At 71.0% G+C, this 17,425-nt stretch carries 15 protein-coding genes and 1 pseudogene; 7 read left to right on the forward strand and 9 right to left on the reverse strand.

Annotated elements, in window-relative coordinates; all coding sequences use genetic code 11:
- Positions 1–30 precede the first annotated feature (30 nt).
- Positions 31–405, forward strand: a pseudogene (locus ACIF8T_RS37135) (transposase); the annotation flags it as partial.
- A 30-nt stretch (positions 406–435) separates the two neighbouring features.
- Here the strand turns inward: ACIF8T_RS37135 and ACIF8T_RS37140 are convergent.
- Positions 436–978 (reverse strand): hypothetical protein, encoded by a 543-nt coding sequence (locus ACIF8T_RS37140; RefSeq protein WP_400041478.1) that lies wholly within the window; start codon positions 976–978, stop codon positions 436–438.
- A gap of 43 nt (positions 979–1,021) precedes the next feature.
- A complete protein-coding gene (locus ACIF8T_RS37145) occupies positions 1,022–1,318 on the reverse strand; it encodes a hypothetical protein (protein ID WP_400041480.1) in 297 nt (98 codons plus the stop codon).
- Positions 1,319–1,665: 347 nt separating this feature from the next.
- On the opposite strand from ACIF8T_RS37145, the gene ACIF8T_RS37150 reads away from it, so the two are divergent.
- A complete protein-coding gene (locus ACIF8T_RS37150) occupies positions 1,666–2,886 on the forward strand; it encodes a PP2C family protein-serine/threonine phosphatase (protein WP_400041482.1) in 1,221 nt (406 codons plus the stop codon).
- Between the two features lie 28 nt (positions 2,887–2,914).
- A complete protein-coding gene (locus ACIF8T_RS37155; RefSeq protein ID WP_400041484.1) occupies positions 2,915–3,319 on the forward strand; it encodes an STAS domain-containing protein in 405 nt (134 codons plus the stop codon).
- Between the two features lie 247 nt (positions 3,320–3,566).
- Here ACIF8T_RS37155 and ACIF8T_RS37160 read toward each other — a convergent pair whose 3' ends face one another.
- The 4 genes from ACIF8T_RS37160 to ACIF8T_RS37175 form a co-directional block, all read right to left on the reverse strand.
- Entirely contained in the window at positions 3,567–4,964 is a 1,398-nt protein-coding gene (locus ACIF8T_RS37160; protein ID WP_400041485.1) for a M20/M25/M40 family metallo-hydrolase, read from the reverse strand.
- Positions 4,964–6,184, reverse strand: a complete 1,221-nt coding sequence (hflX, locus tag ACIF8T_RS37165) for a GTPase HflX (RefSeq protein ID WP_400041486.1) — start codon at positions 6,182–6,184, stop codon at positions 4,964–4,966. Before hflX ends, ACIF8T_RS37160 begins: the two co-directional genes overlap by 1 nt.
- Before the next feature lie 263 nt (positions 6,185–6,447).
- Positions 6,448–6,924 carry a hypothetical protein gene (locus ACIF8T_RS37170; RefSeq protein WP_400041488.1) on the reverse strand — a complete coding sequence of 159 codons (477 nt, stop codon included), beginning with the start codon at positions 6,922–6,924 and terminating at the stop codon, positions 6,448–6,450.
- A 375-nt stretch (positions 6,925–7,299) separates the two neighbouring features.
- Positions 7,300–7,740, reverse strand: coding sequence for a DNA-binding protein (locus tag ACIF8T_RS37175; RefSeq protein ID WP_400041490.1), 441 nt, complete (start codon positions 7,738–7,740; stop codon positions 7,300–7,302).
- A 178-nt stretch (positions 7,741–7,918) separates the two neighbouring features.
- Here ACIF8T_RS37175 and ACIF8T_RS37180 point away from each other — a divergent pair, with 178 nt between their 5' ends.
- The 4 genes from ACIF8T_RS37180 to ACIF8T_RS37195 all read left to right on the forward strand — a co-directional run bounded on the left by ACIF8T_RS37180 (position 7,919) and on the right by ACIF8T_RS37195 (position 13,812).
- On the forward strand, positions 7,919–8,197 hold the full coding sequence (locus ACIF8T_RS37180; RefSeq protein WP_400041491.1) for a hypothetical protein: 279 nt from the start codon (positions 7,919–7,921) through the stop codon (positions 8,195–8,197).
- 506 nt (positions 8,198–8,703) lie between these two features.
- Positions 8,704–9,963, forward strand: a complete 1,260-nt coding sequence (locus ACIF8T_RS37185; protein WP_400041493.1) for a hypothetical protein — start codon at positions 8,704–8,706, stop codon at positions 9,961–9,963.
- Between the two features lie 1,216 nt (positions 9,964–11,179).
- Positions 11,180–12,592 (forward strand): MFS transporter, encoded by a 1,413-nt coding sequence (locus ACIF8T_RS37190; RefSeq protein ID WP_400041495.1) that lies wholly within the window; start codon positions 11,180–11,182, stop codon positions 12,590–12,592.
- Positions 12,589–13,812 (forward strand): FAD-dependent monooxygenase, encoded by a 1,224-nt coding sequence (locus tag ACIF8T_RS37195; RefSeq protein ID WP_400041497.1) that lies wholly within the window; start codon positions 12,589–12,591, stop codon positions 13,810–13,812. The genes ACIF8T_RS37190 and ACIF8T_RS37195 overlap by 4 nt, the downstream gene beginning before the upstream one ends.
- A gap of 481 nt (positions 13,813–14,293) precedes the next feature.
- Here the strand turns inward: ACIF8T_RS37195 and ACIF8T_RS37200 are convergent, their stop codons facing one another.
- From ACIF8T_RS37200 to ACIF8T_RS37210, 3 genes are all read right to left on the reverse strand, one after another.
- Entirely contained in the window at positions 14,294–14,986 is a 693-nt protein-coding gene (locus ACIF8T_RS37200) for a response regulator (protein WP_400041499.1), read from the reverse strand.
- Positions 14,983–16,308, reverse strand: a complete 1,326-nt coding sequence (locus ACIF8T_RS37205) for a sensor histidine kinase (RefSeq protein ID WP_400041501.1) — start codon at positions 16,306–16,308, stop codon at positions 14,983–14,985. Before ACIF8T_RS37205 ends, ACIF8T_RS37200 begins: the two co-directional genes overlap by 4 nt.
- 673 nt (positions 16,309–16,981) lie before the next feature.
- Positions 16,982–17,353, reverse strand: a complete 372-nt coding sequence (locus tag ACIF8T_RS37210) for a winged helix-turn-helix transcriptional regulator (RefSeq protein ID WP_400041503.1) — start codon at positions 17,351–17,353, stop codon at positions 16,982–16,984.
- Positions 17,354–17,425 lie beyond the last annotated feature (72 nt).

Below are 17,425 nucleotides of genomic sequence, written 5' to 3' on the forward strand. Positions count from 1 at the left end.
CATGAGCTCCTCGACGCACGTGAGTCCCGCCCGCAGCTGATCCCACTGCTCGAGCGGATCAGGGTGAAGCGCCCGGACGGCGGCCGTCCACGCGCTCGCCCCTGCCACCTGGGCGGTGACAAGGCATACGGCTCGCGCCAGAACCGTCGCCCCCCGCGCCGCCGCCGGATCAAGCACACCATCCCCGAGCCGAGGGACCAGCGTGCCAGCCGCCAGCGCCGCGGCAGCAACGGTGGCCGGCCCGTGAGCTCCGACAAGGAGAAGTACAGGCGCCGCAACGAGGTCGAGCGCACGATCAACCGGCTCAAGCACTCCCGGGCCGCGGCCACGCGCTACGGCAGGAGAGCCTTCGTCTGCACCGGTACCGTGACCGCCTCAACGATCCGCCTCCGGCTCAGGCCCTGAAACAGCGACGTGTATGTCCCCGCCCTGAGTTCAGTAGTGCCCGAGCATTTCATCGGCCGGAATGCAGTCGCTCATGGTGTTGGCCCAGTCGTTGGGCCTACCGAAGACCGGCCGCGTCAGCAGCACATCACCCGCTCGCTGCGCGCGCGGCATGATGCCCAGGTCCTGGGAGCCGATGTCGCCGCCGGGTGTGATCTCGACGGTCCTGTCCGTGCTCTCCAGGTAGGTGGTGAGCTCATCCGAAAGGACGGAAGGAGGCCGGCCGACCAGACGTATCCCCTCCCACGTGATCTGGGGGCCGGTCAGGGCGTCGACCGCGATGCAGGTCAATCCCATCGGGCCGACGTAGTAGGCCACCACGTCCGCGCGGTGGAACGGGGCATCCACTGCGCGGAAGCTCGTGCGCACCTGCTTGAACGGGCCGAACTTGCCGAGTTCTGCAACGGCGTCGGATGTGAAGCCGCACGTCAGCATTGCGCTGGTCGCCTCCTCGACGCTCATACCGAACCGCAGCGGGCCGACACGCTCCAGCGGCGCATAGTCCCATTGCTCCCGCTCCGATTCGGCCACCACAGCCCATGGGTCCGGCCACACGTCAAGCAGCCCCTTCCGGCGATCACGTCGATACGGCGCCGATGACTCTAATCCCGGGACGCCTCCATGATCCGCCGGGCAGCAGCGTGCCATCGTCGAGCAGCAGCACGTCGCCATCGGCGGGAACCGCGCTGACGGATCCGGCCGGACCCGACTCCTTGCCGTCCTCCGGCGCGCCGATGCGTCGCAGCCTGCGGCCGTCGCCGGCGTTCCACACGGTGGCGGCCGCGTTGTGTTCGCCGAGGGTCGTCACCTTGTGGCCGTCGGGACTCAGGGCGAAATCCCATGGAGCGTCGGAGGGCGGCTCGATGGTGTTCACCTGGCGGTGCCGGACCGTGTCTCGTACGGTGACGCGAGGGGAGTTCCCCACGGGGGCGTGCCCCGTGAAAAAGGCCAGGCGGCGTCCGCCCGCGCTCAGCACCGCGTCGGCGTGCTCGCGTGACGTCACGTGTCGGCGGGGCTGCCCGCGCGGTATGCCGCCCGTACGGCTGACCGTGCGAGAAAGACGGGTGCCGGCCGCTGCCGGGCAGCCTGTGCTGTCCGGGAGCGGGTACCCGTGCGGTGCCTGAGGACCGGCATCACCTGAGCGGCCACGAAGGAGTCCCGAAGTGGCACACCTGCCCATGGGGTGCACCACCGCACCTGCCCGCCGAGAGGGTCCAGGATGTGACTGAGAGCAGCGCGTCGCTGGTGCGGCTGATGCAGGCCAGCCACACGGCCACGCTCGAACAGCTTCCGGGGATGATCGCCGAGCACGCCGCCATGGCGGGCATGCACGACGTGGCGATCTTCGTGGTGGACATCCGGGAGACGGTGCTGCGCCGGCTCACCGGGCAGGGGCAGGGCGCCGGGGAGGGCGGGCAGGAGTTCACCGTTTCGGGCAGTCTGCCCGGCCAGGCTTATCAGCGCGTAGAACTGCTCCGCGAACCGGAACAGAGCGGAGCGGGTGATCGTCCGGGCGGGCGGCGGTGGTGGGTGGCCGTCACCGACGGCGTGGAGCGCCTGGGCGTGCTGCGGGCCGACACCGACACCGACGACGAACCCATCCGCCAGGCCCTGCGCGATCTGGCGTCCATGACGGCCCTGCTGCTCCTGAGCAAGCGGTCCTTCAGCGACTCCTACGCGCGTCTGGTACGCACCGAGCCGATGAACGTGGCCGCGGAGCTGCAGTGGAACCTCACCCCGCCGCCCGCCTACGCCGGCCACGACGCCACCGTCGGGGCGGTGATGGAGCCCGCCTACCAGGTCGGAGGGGACGCCTTCGACTACGCGGTGGCCGGCAGCACCCTCCACCTGGGCGTCTTCGACGCCATGGGGCACGACACCACCGCCGGGATCACCGCCAACGTCGCCGTGGCCGCCTGCCGCAACGCCCGCCGCCAGGGCGCCTCGCTGACCGAGACCAGCCGGCAGGTGGAGCAGACCCTGATCGAGCAGTTCAGCACCAGCCGCTACGTCACCGGCATTCTGGCCGACCTGGACATGGATAGCGGCCGGCTGACGTGGATCAACCGTGGCCATCATCTGCCGATCCTGATCCGCGGCAACCGCTGGATCACCGAACTGCCCTGCCCCCCGGCCGGCCCCATGGGCGCCGACCTCGGCCTGCCGGTCACCGAGGCCATCGACCAGCTCGAACCCGGCGACCGCCTGCTGCTGTACACCGACGGGATCGTCGAGGCCCGCGACTCCCACGGAGAAGAGTTCGGCCGGGACCGCTTCGTCGACTTCATCCGCCGTCACCACTCCGGCCGGCACACCCTGCACGAGACCCTGCGCCGGCTGATGGCCGCCGTGGTGGAACACCACGACGGCCGGCTCGACGACGACGCCACCGTCCTGCTCACCGAGTGGCGCGGCGGCCACCAACAGGAGCTGAACCCGTGAACCGAGGCCCACGCGGAGAGGAACGGCGATGAGCACCGACCGGCCCACCTCCCCCGACCGGCAGGACACCCTGGAGGTGCACGTCCGCTCCCTGGGCGTCGGCCGCTCCCTCGTGGTGGCCGACGGCGATGTCGACCTGCGCACCGCCCCGCAACTGGCCGGCGTCCTGCAGCCGCTGCTGCTCACCGGAGGCCACAGGGTGCTCATGGACCTGTCCGGTGTCACGTTCCTGGACTCCACCGGACTGACCTGCCTGATCACGGCCTACCGCACGGCCAGGAGAACCGGCGCCCACCTGGCACTGATCGCACCCAGCGAACGGGTACGCCACATGCTGGCGCTGACCGGCACGGACCAGGTCCTGCACAGCTATCCCTCCCTGGACACCGTCCCCGAGGAACCGGAGCTCCCCGACCCCGGACACACCGCCTAGCGGCCCGCACCACAGTGTCCTCTGCCGGCGGGCGTACACCCGTCGGCTCGGCCTGTTCCGGGAGACGCCCGTCGAACACGAGCCGCGGCGGCCGGCCGAGAATGACACCAGGAGCCACATGGACGCCCTGGCAGGGGAGCCGATGAAGAGGCTTTCGGCCCGGTCGCCGTCGGCGGGGTGATCCGTCCGTCGACCGGCGGGTGCCGGAGGGCCGGAGTCGACGGGTGACCGCGAGCGTCCGTGTCGTTCAGCCGCGCAGGCGGCCGGGGAGGTCCTGGAGCAGGTGGGCGAGCGTCTCGGCACCCTGGAGCAGTGCCTTGACCTCGGTCTTCTCGTCCGAGTCGTGCCAGTGGTCCTCGGGCAGGCCGGTGCCGTAGAACAGCACAGTGGCGTCGAGGATCTCGGCCAGGAGGGCGGCGGGGGCTCCGCCGCCGTTGCGGATGCGCAGCGCCGGGCGTCGCAGGGTCCGGCTCATGGCGTCCTCAAGTGCCGACAGCGCCGGATGGCCGGGCGGGGTGACGTAGGGGTCCTGGTTGGTGGTGGAGGTGGTCAGCTCGTACTCGAAGCCGTCCCCGATCCGCTCGGCGATCCAGTGCCGCAGCTGCTTCATGACGTCCTCGGCGCTCTGGTCGGGGACCAGGCGCAGGGTGATGTCGGCGGAGGCGACCGCCGGGATGACACCACGGGCCGGATCGTCGGGGTCGCCGCCGAGCAGGGTGACGACTTCGGCCGCGGGCCGGGTCCACACGCGTTCCAGCACGCTGTAGCCGGTCTCACCCTGCACGCTGCGGCTGCGGGTGCGCTCCAGCCACTCGTCGGTGTCGAAGGGGATCGCGGCCATGCCGTCACGTTCCTCGGCGGACGGTTCCGCGACCGTGTCGTAGAAGCCGGGCAGGGTGATCCGTCCCCGGTCGTCGTGGAGCCGGCCGGCGAGGCGGCAGATCTCGGTCAGGGGATTGGGGGCGGCGCCGGCGACGACACCGCTGTGGATGTCCCTGCGTGGTCCGCGTACCTCCAGGTGGGCGTTGACCGAGCCGCGCACACCGGTGCAGACCGCGGCTTCCTCCAGCGACCACAGCATGGTGTCCGACACGACGACCACGTCCGCGGCGAGCCGGTCGGCGTGCTCGCGCACCAGGTCGGCCAGGTGCGGTGAGCCCACCTCCTCCTCTCCTTCGATCAGGTACTTGAGCGTGACCGCGGGGGCGCTGCGGCCGGTGGCCGCCAGGTGGGCGCGCAGGGCCCAGATGTGGGCCAGCACCTGTCCCTTGGCGTCCGAGGTGCCGCGCCCGTACATCCGTCCCTGGCGCAGGGCCGGTGCGAAGGGGGCGACCTCCTGCCACTCCTGGTCCTTGACGGCGCGGACGTCGTGATGGCTGTAGACCAGGACGGTCGGTGCGTCGGGGTCCTCGGCCGGCCAGCGGGCGAACACGGTCTGCAGGCCGTCGGTGTCCCACTCCTCCACCTCGGGGAAGCCCGTCTCCAGCAGGTGGGCCTGCAGCCAGCGGGCCGAGCGCATCACGTCCCGTTCGTGGGCGGGGTCGGCGGACACGGACGGGATGCGCACCCAGGCCGCCAGGTCGTCCAGCAGCACATCGACGCGGTCGTACAGGTAGTCGTGGACGGTGGGCCCGGGGTCCTGCATCACACGTTTCCTTCGGCGTCGGCGGGCCTGCCGGTCCGGGCCCGGAAGTGCGGGGACGTCGCCTCCAGGCGGTCGCGCAGAGCGTCCCGGAGATCGTCCACTCCTTCGCCCGTGCGGGCGGACACGAAGACGGCGGCCGGGTGGAGCCGTCGCAGCGCGTTCATCTGCTCGGGGTCGGCGAGGTCCGCCTTGTTCAGCACCAGCAGTTCCGGCACCTCATCCGCGCCGATGTCGCGCAGGACCCCGCGGACGGTGGCGATGTGCTCGGCCGCCTCGGGCGAGGAGGCGTCGACGACGTGCAGGGCCAGGTCCGCCTGCGTGACCTCCTCCAGCGTCGAGCGGAAGGCGTCGACCAGCTGGTGCGGAAGGCGGCGCACGAAACCGACGGTGTCGGTGAGGGTGTACGTCAGTCCGTCAGGCGTGCGTACCTGGCGCACCAGCGGGTCGAGGGTGGCGAACAGGACGTCGGCGACCTCGGCGTCCGCGCCCGCCAGCCGGTTCAGCAGAGCCGATTTCCCGGCGTTGGTGTAACCGGTGATCGCCACGGACGGGATGCGGTCACGGGTCCGGCGCTGGCGCGTCACCTCCCGGCGACGGGCGGTGCGCCGTACCTGTTCGCGCAGTGCCCGCATGCGTCGGCGCAGGTGGCGGCGCTGGATCTCCAGCCGCATCTCGCCGCGTCCACGCACGCCGATACCCGCACCGCCGGCCACCCGGCCGCCGCCGATGCGCGACAGCTCACGGCCGTGGCCGCGCAGCCGGGGCAGCTCGTAGGCGAGCTGGGCCAGCTCCACCTGCGCCTTGCCCTCGGAGCTGCGGGCGTGCTCGCCGAAGATGTCCAGGATCAGCCCGGTGCGGTCCACCACCCGCACACCGACGCCGTCCTCCAGGCCCCGCACCTGCGCCGGGGTCAGCTCGCCGTCGGCGATCACCACATCCGCGTGCCGGGTCTCGACCAGCTCCGCGAGTTCGCGCACCTTGCCCGAGCCGAGGTACGTCGCCGGGTCCGGACGGTCGCGCACCTGCACCATGCGGTCCGCCACCCCGATGCCGTCGGTGGCGGCCAGGCGTTCCAGCTCGTCCAGGGATTCCCCGCCCGGGGAGCCGGAGCCGTTCCGGTCCGCGAGCGCGAGCAAGATCGCCTGCCACTGCCGCGGTCCCGGGTCGTCCGAGCGGGTCGCTGCCCCGGGACCCGCACCCGTCAGCCATGTGCCTGGCATGATCGTCTCCGCATCTGCCGAAGGTCGTGCGCTCCGGGCCGGTGTTCGGCGCCCCGCTGGGGAACCGACTCCTCTGTCCGCGGAAGAGTCTCCGCGCGGCCAGGAGGACGACAGGACTTCCAGGTACCCCTCGGCAGCCGTGCATGCCCGGGCACCGGCACGAAATCCGTGATCGGTTTTTACCCGTGTGCTCGTCCGATGACAGGAATCGGGACAGCGGGGCGGATTGTCCTGCTCGGTGCTCGGCCGACGCCCACAATTCCTTACGATTCCGGCGCGACAACCGCCCGGCCGACAGGAAGGCCGGCGGGCAAGCAGCCGCGTGCAATTCCTTTCACAGACGGACAGCGGCAGGTGCGGTCGAAACGGCGACGTGGCGCTGAGCAGCACCAAGGAACGCAATGCCAGAGCCACTCCCGTCCGTCCCCGCGCTGAACGACCGCGGCCTCGGCGCTTCGTGCAGCGACCAGCCGGAAACACCCGGTTACAGCCGGGCGCGGATCGAGCCGACCGTCGTGCATTTCGGAATCGGCGGCTTCCACCACGCCCGCCAGGAGGTCTCCTTCGATCAGCCGGCGGAACCGGGTTTCGTCCATCGGAGAGTTTTGGGAGTTGTCGGTGCCGGGATGAGGAGGCCCGAAATGGGCCATGTTCTCGACGCGCAGGACAATCTCCTCACCGTCGTCCGGCGCGGCGTCGACAGCAGCACAGCCGAGGTCCTCGGAAGCAGGGTCGAGCACCTGCCACCGGCCGGGGATCGCGAGACGGCGGGAACGCGCCTGGCCGACCCGCGCACACGGCTGGTGACGCTGACGATCACCACCGGCGGCTGCACCCTCCCGCTGCCCGCGGACATCCCCGGCACGAAAGCTCGGGACCTACTGCGACACGGTGCTGGAGCGCCTGCGCAACCCCGGCCGACCTCGTCGACCAGCCGCGGCCCGGCTGTGCCGCCGGGGTTCGGTCGAGATGCCTCTGGTGGCTGTCAGGGGATATGTCCGGCGACCTCGCCGACGGCACCGACAGCGTGGCCGTCATCCGCCGACACCTGGTCGACGCGTTCAGCGGAACCCGCGTCCGTCACGTTCGCGGTGGTCGCGTCCGGAGCACCGTCCTCAGTCGTCGACGCCCTCATGGGTGCGGGCGGCCAGCCGCTCGTACCGCTGCCGTGCGGCCTGCGGGGTGCCGAGTCCGAGGCCGAAGGCCACCTCGTGCCAGGTCATGCCGCGTCCTCGCGCCATCTGGAGCAGCCCGGTCTCGAGCTCGTCCAGCTCCCCGCGTGCCAGCGGTACGAGGCTCAGGGCGGCGGTGATGTCGGCGTGATCCACCTCGGCTTCGCCGTCCGCGAGCTGTGCCGCCCCGCTCAGCAGGAATGCCACAAGCCTGACGGCCTCGTGCGGCCCGAGGACGGACGGGTGAACTTGCCGGCGGCGCTGTTCGTCGGTGGCGGCGTGCCGTTCGGCGATACGCATGAGTGAGGCGTGAACCCGCTGGACGCGGGCCTCGGCGGCCTGCGGCGGGGTGAACGGGTCGGGCTGCTGCTCGGCGGTCGACATGGCAGGAGAGTAGAGCGAGAACCTCCTCGTTGTAAACGACTTATGTTGAACAAAGTGTTCACATGCTCCATGCGGGGTGGCTCCGCGGTGAGAGCGTCACATTCAGCTCCCCGTGCTTCTGAGGCCGAGAGCGGGGCTTGACTCCAGTTCCGGGACGCGGCCGCGATCGGGGTAGGGGATGTTCGCCGCCGCGCTCGATACGCCGCCCGCACAGCCGCTGAGCGCGTTCGTCGAAGGGCGCGAACCGAGCGTGCGGACCGAGGACTTCGGCATTCCGGCCGCGGTCGGCGGCGAGGACGAGGGTGAGGTGCCCGCCGGTGAGGTATGTCATCGAGGGTCCGCCGACGCTCCGCCGCCCTCACGCGTGCGGAAACTCAGCCGGTCCGGCAAGGTGGCCGGCCATCTGTCACAGGCCGGCATGGCGCAGCTCAGCGATCCTAGGAGACCGAGTCCATGACCCGCCGTTCCTCTTGTCCTGTTGAGCTTCGTGCCGTGGCCGGTCGCCGCTCTGGTTCGCGCCACGTACATCAAGCACATGGGGAGAACTCTTCCCCTCACCGTTCGCGGCCCTCGGAGGCGTTGCGCAGCTCTGCCCCGCCCACTTTGCCCCCGACAGCGCAGCCCACGGCTGACGGTGTTGTTGTCGACGCCTTCGCGACCGCGTCGCGGCTGTCGCCGCCGGCGGGCACGCCGAGGCGGGACGGGACCACGGAGGTCGGTCCACCGGCCCGGACGGTCTCCCGGCCGTTCCTGTCACCGCGACGGACGTGATCACCGCTGCGGCGGCGTCGGGCCTGCACCGGTGATTTCACGGATTCGCGCTGCCGGGAGCACCGCTTGAATCGGCATGGCTCGACTCCCGCACGATCTCCGGCGCCGGAAGCACGGGACATACCCGGGCGCCCGGCACGACGACGCGCCACCACCGCCGCGGGCGGCCGGCGCGACCAGAAGGGATCAGTCATGTCATCTCGCCCCAGTACGCGCCTGCGCCTGCTCGGCGCGGCCACCGCCGGCCTCATCGCAACAGGGGCCACCGGCGTACTCTCCGGCCCTGCCTCCGCCGCCACCCAGGTCTACAGCGAGAACTTCTCCGCCGGGCTGGGAACCTTCGTCCCCACCGGTTCGGTCAGCACCGCCACGGGGGCGGCGCGGCTGAGCGGCTCACTGCTCACCGACCCGTCCCTCACCTCCGCGCCCATCGCCCTGGCCGGCTACAGCGGCATCTCGGTGTCGTACACCCGGACGGCGTCCGGCCTCGACCTCGGTGAGGCGTTCACGGTCGCCTACTCCGTCGACGGCGGCGCGTTCACCACGCTCGAGTCCTCACGCACCGCCTCGGGCGCGGTGTCGTTCCAGCTGCCCTCGTCGGTCGACGGCCGCACCGTGCGGCTCCGCTTCTCGCTGGACGCGAGCAGCGCACTGGAGACGCTGACCGTCGACGACGTCCTCGTCCGGGCGGCGGGCGGCGGGAGCGGCGGACCGACCGATCCGCCGGGCGGAACACTGCCCCCGGTGACCGACGTGACCGCGCCCGGGCCGTACACGGTGACCATCGACACGACCGCCGGCCCCGGCGGCGACGGGTGGCTGGTGTACCCGGCGAACGCCGGCCAGAACGGCGTGAACCACCCGGTCCTCGTCTGGGGCCCCGGCGCGGGCTCCGACCCGGCCGCCTACGAGGACATGCTGCGCCAGTGGGCCTCGCACGGGTTCGTCGTCTACAGCGAGGTCTCCTCCAGCAGCGGCGACTACATGGTCGACGCCCTGGACTGGATCGAGGACCAGAACGCGAGCCCGAGCAGTCCGCTGTACCAGGACATCGACACCTCCGAGGTGGCCTTCGGCGGCCACTCCCGCGGCTCGATCGGCACCTTCGACGTGGCGGACGAGCCGCGGCTGGAGACCACGATCCACGTGGCCGGCGGCTCCTTCGACGGCAACGGGCCGGACAACCTCCGCAACCCCGCCCTCTACATCGGCGGCGACGACGACTTCGCGACCTCCAACGTGGAGCGTGACTACGTCAACACCGACGTGCCGGTGTGGTTCACCGTCCTGAACGGCACCGACCACATCGCCGCCACCCGCAACGGGCAGCACATCATCACCGCCTGGCTGCGGTGGCACCTGGCCGACGAGGAGTTCCGCCGTACGCGGGACTTCCTGAGCTCCGGCTGCACCTTCTGCGGCCTCGGCGAGACGCGGTACAAGAACTGGTGAGCGGCGGAAGGGCACCGGCGGCCACCGCCGGTGCCCTTCGGCGTTACCCCCTCACCGGCACAACGGATCCGGCCTCCTGCCGCGGGGAAGCGACCGTCGCCCGGTGCCGTCGACTCGGTTCTCCGGGCGTGATCACGACCCGCCCGCGGAACCGGTGTTCCGCCTTCTGCCTGCCGTCCTGCGCCGAACAAGCTGCTCCCCGCGCCTACGGGGGCAGGCCACTTCGGCTCGGGCTGCCGGCGGCGGAACGCGTCGTCTCCGCGCCCGAGGGGACAGCTCCGCCGACCAGGTGGTGCCGGCCCGGCAGATCGGCGGAGCGCTGCCCGCCGTGCCGCTCACCGAGGCGGAAGAAGGCGGCGACGGCCGCTGCGCCACCTGCGCCACCTGCGTCGCCGCATCGCCCCGCCCTGTCGAGGCGCACGCCTCATGACGGGCACACTCCGCCCGCCGGACCGGCCGCACCCGGGCAGCTCACGCGGCCCTTCGCCCGTGATCCCGAGCAGTGGGAAGACAGGCCCGTACACAGGGCTTGACCGAAACTCCGAGAGCGCGAGTCGGAGCAGGAGACCCCTCTGCGCTCGGAACGCGCTTCGGTTGATCAGGAATGCCATCGGTATCACCGCAGATAACGGACCGTCAGATTCCTCCTCCTCCAACCTCTTGATCGCACAGCGGCGCCACGGTTGGCGCTTCCGCTCCATGCCTGCCGCCTTCGTTCGCTCCGGTGCCCCCGGGAGCGCCGAGGTGGCCATTGCCGGACTCTCGTTCCGCAGGCGGGCGGTCCGCTGTTCGTCCGCCGGGGCGGGACGGTCCGGCTGCAGCTCAGGTCATCGAACTTCCGGTCAAGCCCCGCCCCGCCCCGGAGCGGCCCGTAGTGCGTAGGCACCAGGACAGGTGAGTGCCTGGTCCGGGTGCACCAGGCCAAGACGGCTGCGGGGGACGATGCCCGTCAGGGCGCCGCAGGGAAGTGTGGAGGGCGCGCGAGATCTCGCGCATCCCTCTTGCCTCGCAGTGTCTGGAGTGATCAGCAGGTGACGACTTTCCCTTACCCCACCGGACGGTGGGCCCTCCGGCGGCGCCGGTCCGTGGGCGGTCTGTGGCCGGAGGGCCCGGTGCCGGCCGTCGCCGCCGCCATGGCGCCGGCCGGGGAGGGAGAACACCTCCCCATGCCCGGCACCGCGTCGCAGAAGGCGTCCGACCTGAGGGACGAGCGCCGGTGAAGAGGACGCCCACGTCCGAAGCCGTGGTCTTCCCGGTCCGCCTCGGGTGGCTGTCGATCGGTGCCCTCGGCATCCTGGCACTCGCCCTCGGCACCCTGCAGTCAGTGGTGGAGCCCGCGCTCCCGCTGCTGCAACGCGAGCTGGGGGTCAGCCCTGCCGAAGGGGCCCTGATCGGCAACGCGTTACTCGTCACCGGCGCGGTCATCACCCCCGTCGCGGGCAAACTCGGCGACCGCTACGGCGGAAAGCGGGTCCTGGTCCGGCTGATGGCCGTGGTCTCGGTGGGGGGTCTGACGGCCGGCCTGGCCCCGAACCTGCCGGTGCTGCTGCTCGGTCAGGTACTGCAGGGCGTCATGGTGGGCGCGCTGCCCCTCTCCTTCATCCTGGTGCGCAAACACCTCACGACAGGAGAGGCACAGGCGGCGATCGGACTGGTCGTCGCGCTGTTCACGGGCGGCAGCATGGTGGGAACGCTGTTCGCCGGGCCGATCGCGGAAGGACTGTCCTGGCAGTGGATGTTCACACTGCCGACGATCACGATCATCGCGACGACCTTGGCCGTGGCCCGGCTGATGCCGCATGATCCGCCGGTCCCCTCACAGGACGGGATCGACTGGCCCGGCACGGCCCTGCTGAGTGGCACGCTGCTCGCGTTCATGCTCGGGCTCGCGACGGTGACGAGGGACGGCGGCGTACCGCCCTTCGCCGTCGGCGCCATCGCGCTGGTCGTGACCGCCCTGGCGACCGGGTGGGTCGTCGTCGAGCGCCGGGCGGCCTCGCCGATGGTCGATCTGCGCATGCTGGCGAAACCCGCGATGTGGAGCGCGTGCGTGCTCACCTTCGTCATCACCGCCAGTTCCGGAATGGTGCTCCTTCTCCTCCCTCAGCTGTTCGCGGTACCGGCCGACGGGTACGGCTTCGGAGCCGGCACCACCGACATCGGACTGTTCCTGCTGCCCGGCGCCATCGCCGGTGCGGTGAGCGACTCGGTCGGCGGGATCGCGGCGCGGCGTTTCGGCCCGCGTGCCGTGGTCGTCGTGGGCGGCGTCGTCACGGCGGCCACGATGATCGCCCTGGCGTCGCTGCACACCGCGGAATGGCAGCTCGTCCTCGCGAAGGTGCTCACCGCGTTCGCCGCGGGCGTCGGTACCACGGCGTTGCTCGCCGGCACCGCCACCGTCATCGAGACCAAGGACATCGGCATCGCCACCAGCCTGCTCGTGGTCACTCGCGTGATCGGCGTCGCCCTGGGCGCCCAGATCGCCGGCGCGATCCTCGACGCCGGGACCGAGCCGATGACGGGCCGGCCGGCTGAATCGGCCTTCGTCACAGGGTTCGCCGTTGCCGGCCTCGTCGCCGCGCTGTCACTGCTCGTCGTCCGCATCACGAAAGAAGGAGCCCGGGCATGACACCCACCGGTCTGTCGACGAAGGCGAGCACCACCGCGAAGCGCACGGTTCTGATCTCCGGGGCCAGCATCGCCGGACCCGCGCTGGCGTACTGGCTGCACCGGTCCGGATGCGCGGTCACCGTGGTCGAGAAGGCAGGCGCACTGCGCGACGGTGGTTACCCGATCGACATCCGCGGTACCGCGACGGAGGTGGTCCGGCGGATGGGGATACTGCCGCGACTGCGAGACGCGCACATCGACTCGCGTCGCTGCACTTTCCTCGACGCCGACGGCAGGGAAGTGGCCTCGCTCACCCCGCGTGCCGTTGCGGGCGGTGTCGAGGGACAGGACCTCGAGGTGCGTCGGGGGGACCTGGCCGCGATCCTCTACGCGATGGTCCGCGACGACGTGGAATTCCTGTTCGGCGACTCCATCGACACCCTCGACCAGTCCGGACAAGGGGTCGACGTCACTTTCCACAGCGGGAAACGGCGCACGTTCGACCTGGTGGTCGGCGCCGACGGTATGCACTCGTCCACCCGAAAGTCCCTGTTCGGCCCGGAAGAACAGTTCCACCGCTACCTCGGGTACTGCTTCGCCGTCTTCACCCTGCCGAACACCTTCGGGCTCTCCCGCGAGATCATGATGTGGAACACTCCGGGCAAAGCCGCGGCCCTCTACGCCGTCGGGGACGACGACGAGCTGTACGCCTTCCTGAACTTCCACCGACCGGAACCGCCGGTCGATGCCCTCCGGAATCCCGACGCCCAGCGGGACCTGGTCGCGGCGACTTTCGCGGGCGCGGGGTGGGAGATCCCCGGCATGGTCGAGGCCATGCGCAACGCGGACGACCTGTTCTTCGACACGGCCGGTCAGATCCGCATGCCCCACTGGTCCAGCGGCCGTGTCGCGCTCGTCGGCGACGCCGCGTACGCACCCTCGTTCCTCACCGGACAAGGCACAAGCCTCGCGCTGGTCGGTGCCTACGTGCTCGCCGACGCCCTGGCCGCGAACCGGGACCACACGGCGGCCTTCGCCGCCTACGAACGCGGCCTTCGCACGTTCGTGACCATGAATCAGGCACTGGTCGACAACGGTGCGGCCACGCTCTTCCCCACCACAGCGCGGGCCCTGGAGCAACGCAACACCAAGCTGCGTGACCTCGTCACCCTGCCCTCCGCGACAGCACAACCGGCCCACTCGACCCTGACGCTGCCCGCGTTCGCCCCGATGCCATGACCTGATGCATCAGCCGAACTCCTCCGTTACCGCTGGCCAACGGTTTGGGTGCGGGGAGCGCAGCGGGACGGCGCGGGGTGCGGGACGGCGCGGGGTGCGGGACGGTCTTGACGGACCGTCCCGCGAACGGGTGCCCACGCGCAGGCGGTGGCAAGCGGCTCACTCGACGTTCGAACTCTCGGCGTGCTGTGGCGCCTTTCGAAGGGGCGCACACCTGCTGTCCGTGATCATGGACATGGCCGAACCACCGCAGCCCGCCGTCGCCGTCCATGCGCGGTCATCGATGGCGGCCTCGGACTCGGGGTCCCTCACCACCGCCACCGAGGAACATGCCCGGTGTGGCGGCATACCACGATCACTTGGACCGCACGGATCGCCCGGTCGCCACACATGGCGGGCAAGGCCGGCCGCGCTGCAGCGGCGGGAGGTACCGAGCGCCTCGGCGACAGGACGTCGAGGCCGCGCGAAGTGAAGTGGCGGACTACGGCAGGCGGTCCGTGCCGCCGTCGGGGCCGACGTGGGCCAGGCCCGTCCGGTAGGCGATGACGACGAGCTGCGCCCGGTCGCGGGCCCCCAGCTTCGTCATGGCGCGCTGCACGTGGGCGCGGACGGTGAAAGGGCTGAGGAACATCCGCTCGGCGATCTCCTGGTTGGACAGGCCGGTCGCGACCAGAGCCACCATCTCGCGTTCGCGCGGGGTGAGGACGGCGAGCCGCTCGTGGTGGCGTGGCGGGGCTGCCTCCGGTGTGGCCAGGAAACGGGCGACCAGGGAGCGGGTGGCGGCGGGGGACAGGAGGGTGTCGCCGTCGGCGATCGTACGCACGGCGTCCGCCAGGTCCTCGGCCCCGATGCCTTTGCCGATGAAGCCGCCGGCCCCCGCGCGCAGGGCCTGGGCGACGTACTCGTCGGTCTCGTAGGTGGTGAGGATCAGGATGCGGGTGGCCCGCAGTTCCGGGTCCGCGCAGATCTCCGAGGTGGCGGTGAGCCCGTCCACCTCGGGCATGCGGATGTCCATGACCACCACGTCCGGGCGCAACTCCCGAGTGAGTCTCACCGCCTGCCTGCCGTCGGCGGCCTCGCCGACCACGGTGATGTCGTCAGTGCTGTCGAGGAGCATGCGGAAGGCACCGCGCAGCAGGGCCTGGTCGTCGGCGAGCAGTACCCTGAGCGTCACGGCGCTTCCCCGGTCTTTCCGTCGCCCGTCCGTTCGTCGCCTGTCACCGCGTCGGGCATTCGTCCCTCGATGGTTGTCGCTCCGTCGGCTCTTCGCGTCGTGTCCTTGGCGGGCGGGAGGGGCAGGTGGGCGGAGACGAGGAAACCGCCTTCCGGGCGGCTGCCCGCGGAGAGGTGTCCCCCGACCGCGGTGGCACGTTCACGCATCCCGATCAGACCGTAACCGGGCGGACGGTCCGGCACGGTGGACACACTCGGTCCCGGGGGCGCGGCCGGCGCCGTACGGGAGCCCTTCCCGTCGTCGGCGACGGTGATGGCCACGCGATCGCGGTTCCAGACGAGGCGCACCCGAGCGTGACCGGTGCCGGCGTGTTTGGTCACGTTGGTCAGGGCCTCCTGGACGATGCGGTAGGCGGTGAGGTCGACTCCCGGCGGCAGCGGCCTGGCCGTGCCCTCCTGGTGCACCGACACCTGCAGCCCTGCGCGACGAAAGGACTCCAGGAGCGCAGGAAGCCGGGACAGCCCGGGCGCCGGTTCGGCGGGCGCGGCCGCGTCCCCGGACTGACGCAGCAGACCGACCGTGGCCCGCAGGTCATCGAGCGCGCCGGCAGTGGTCTCGACGAGCTCCGCCAGGCTCTTGCGGGTCTGCTCCGGGCGGGTGTCGAAGAAGTGGGCGGCGACCGTGGCCTGCGCGTTGGCCAGGGTGATCTGATGAGCCACGAGGTCGTGCAGTTCCCGGGCGATGCGCACCCGCTCCTCGGCCACTCTCCGGCGTGCCTCGCTGTCCCGGCTCTCCTCGGCCCGCCGGGCCCGCTCCTCCACGGCCGCCAGGTAGGCCCGTCGGTTGCGCACCGAGTGACCCAGTACGCCGGCCACCGGCGGGAACACCGCCACCACCGCCATCCTGCTCGCGTCCTTCCACGAGAAGTCCCCGAACAAGGGGATGGAGGCGACCAAGGCCGCGGACGTGAGCAACACCGCGCTCGCCGCGCGCCGTTCGGTGCGCGCGGCGAGCGAGTAGGAGTAGGCGGTGATCACGGCGGGGGCCACGATGAGCGGGGTGAGCAGGAGGTGCAGGGGCGACACCAGCACGCCGGCCGCGGTCGTGGCCGCCAGAGCGGCCAGGGGTGCCCGGTGCCGCACGGGCAGCACGGCACAGGACACCAGGGCGATGACGTAGGCGGAGGCAGGCGGCGCTGACAGCGTGTCGTCGACCTGTATCACCCCGCCGAGCAGACAGAACGCGAACGCCGTGGCCGTGATCGCCGCTTCCCGTGACCACGCACCGTGTGATCGCGGACCACGGTCACCCGGTTTCGTCATGGCCGGTTCAGCCCTGACCGGCGGGGAGTTGCCGCACCGGTGTGTCGGGCCCGGTCGCGCGGGCCGGGGCACGCCTGCTCAGTGCCTCACCCTCGATATCGACATTCGGCAGCACACGGTTCAGGATACGAGGCGGCCGCCGGGCCTGGTGGCCGAGCGGTGCCAGGACCGTGGGGCGGTCGTCACCCGGACCACACAGGCGGCGACGGCGGCGGCCGGACGCTCATCGTCCAGGTGGTCGGGTTGCTCATCCCGATGAATCCGGCGAACTGATCGGGTAGGTGATGCCGAAAGCCACCGACTCACCGTCCTTGAGGACGGCCGGGTTTGCCTGCTCACCAGTGCGCTTAGCGGACAGCGACCCCGCGCTGCTCTTCAGGTCGCCCCCCGGCGCAACTGGAGATCGCACAGTCCCGGCCGCCGCCGTCCGTGAACTCCACCACGACTGTGCCGCCCGGGTCGCCTTCGGTGGTGTCTCTTTTTGCCGGCGGTGGCCCTGAAGATCTCAGGCTAGGGAGTCCGCCCACGCCCGCGGTCTTGCCCGCGCCATCCGTACCACCCGGCCGGACGCGCACCAGCCCTGACTGATCAGCCGCTGACATCGAAGCTGCGCCGATGAGGTTCCCCCGCTGTGGGGGAGGCCGGCCGCCGGTTTCCCCTGCGCGTGGTCCTCTCAAAGGTCAACTTCTTCCTGCCTGTCGAAGTTGCTGCGTGCGCGTTCGACTGCGGGCATGTTCTGTGAGGCCCAGGCCAGCAACACGTCGATGGGGCGCCGAAGGGTCTTGCCGAGGGGCGTGATCCGGTACATGACCGCGACAGGGCGGGTGGAGACGACCTCGCGCTCGATCACACCGTTGCGTTCGAGTCGCCGGAGCGTCGCGGTCAGCGACTTCTGGGTGACCTGGGGGATGGCCCGGCGCAGTTCGTTGAAGCGGCACGGGCGTTCGCAGAGTTCGTTGAGGACGCTGAGCGACCACTTGTCGAGGATCTGGTCGAGCAGTTCGCGGTGCGGGGCGTCGATGAGGAGTTCGTCGTCGGTATCCATGGCGAAACCTGGTCTCGTTGAAGTGTCCTTCTTCCACTAAGTAGCTTACGGATACCTACTTTGGAGGAGGCA

Origin of the sequence: Streptomyces sp. NPDC085946 (assembly GCF_044540485.1) — a bacterium.
Classification (GTDB): domain Bacteria; phylum Actinomycetota; class Actinomycetes; order Streptomycetales; family Streptomycetaceae; genus Streptomyces.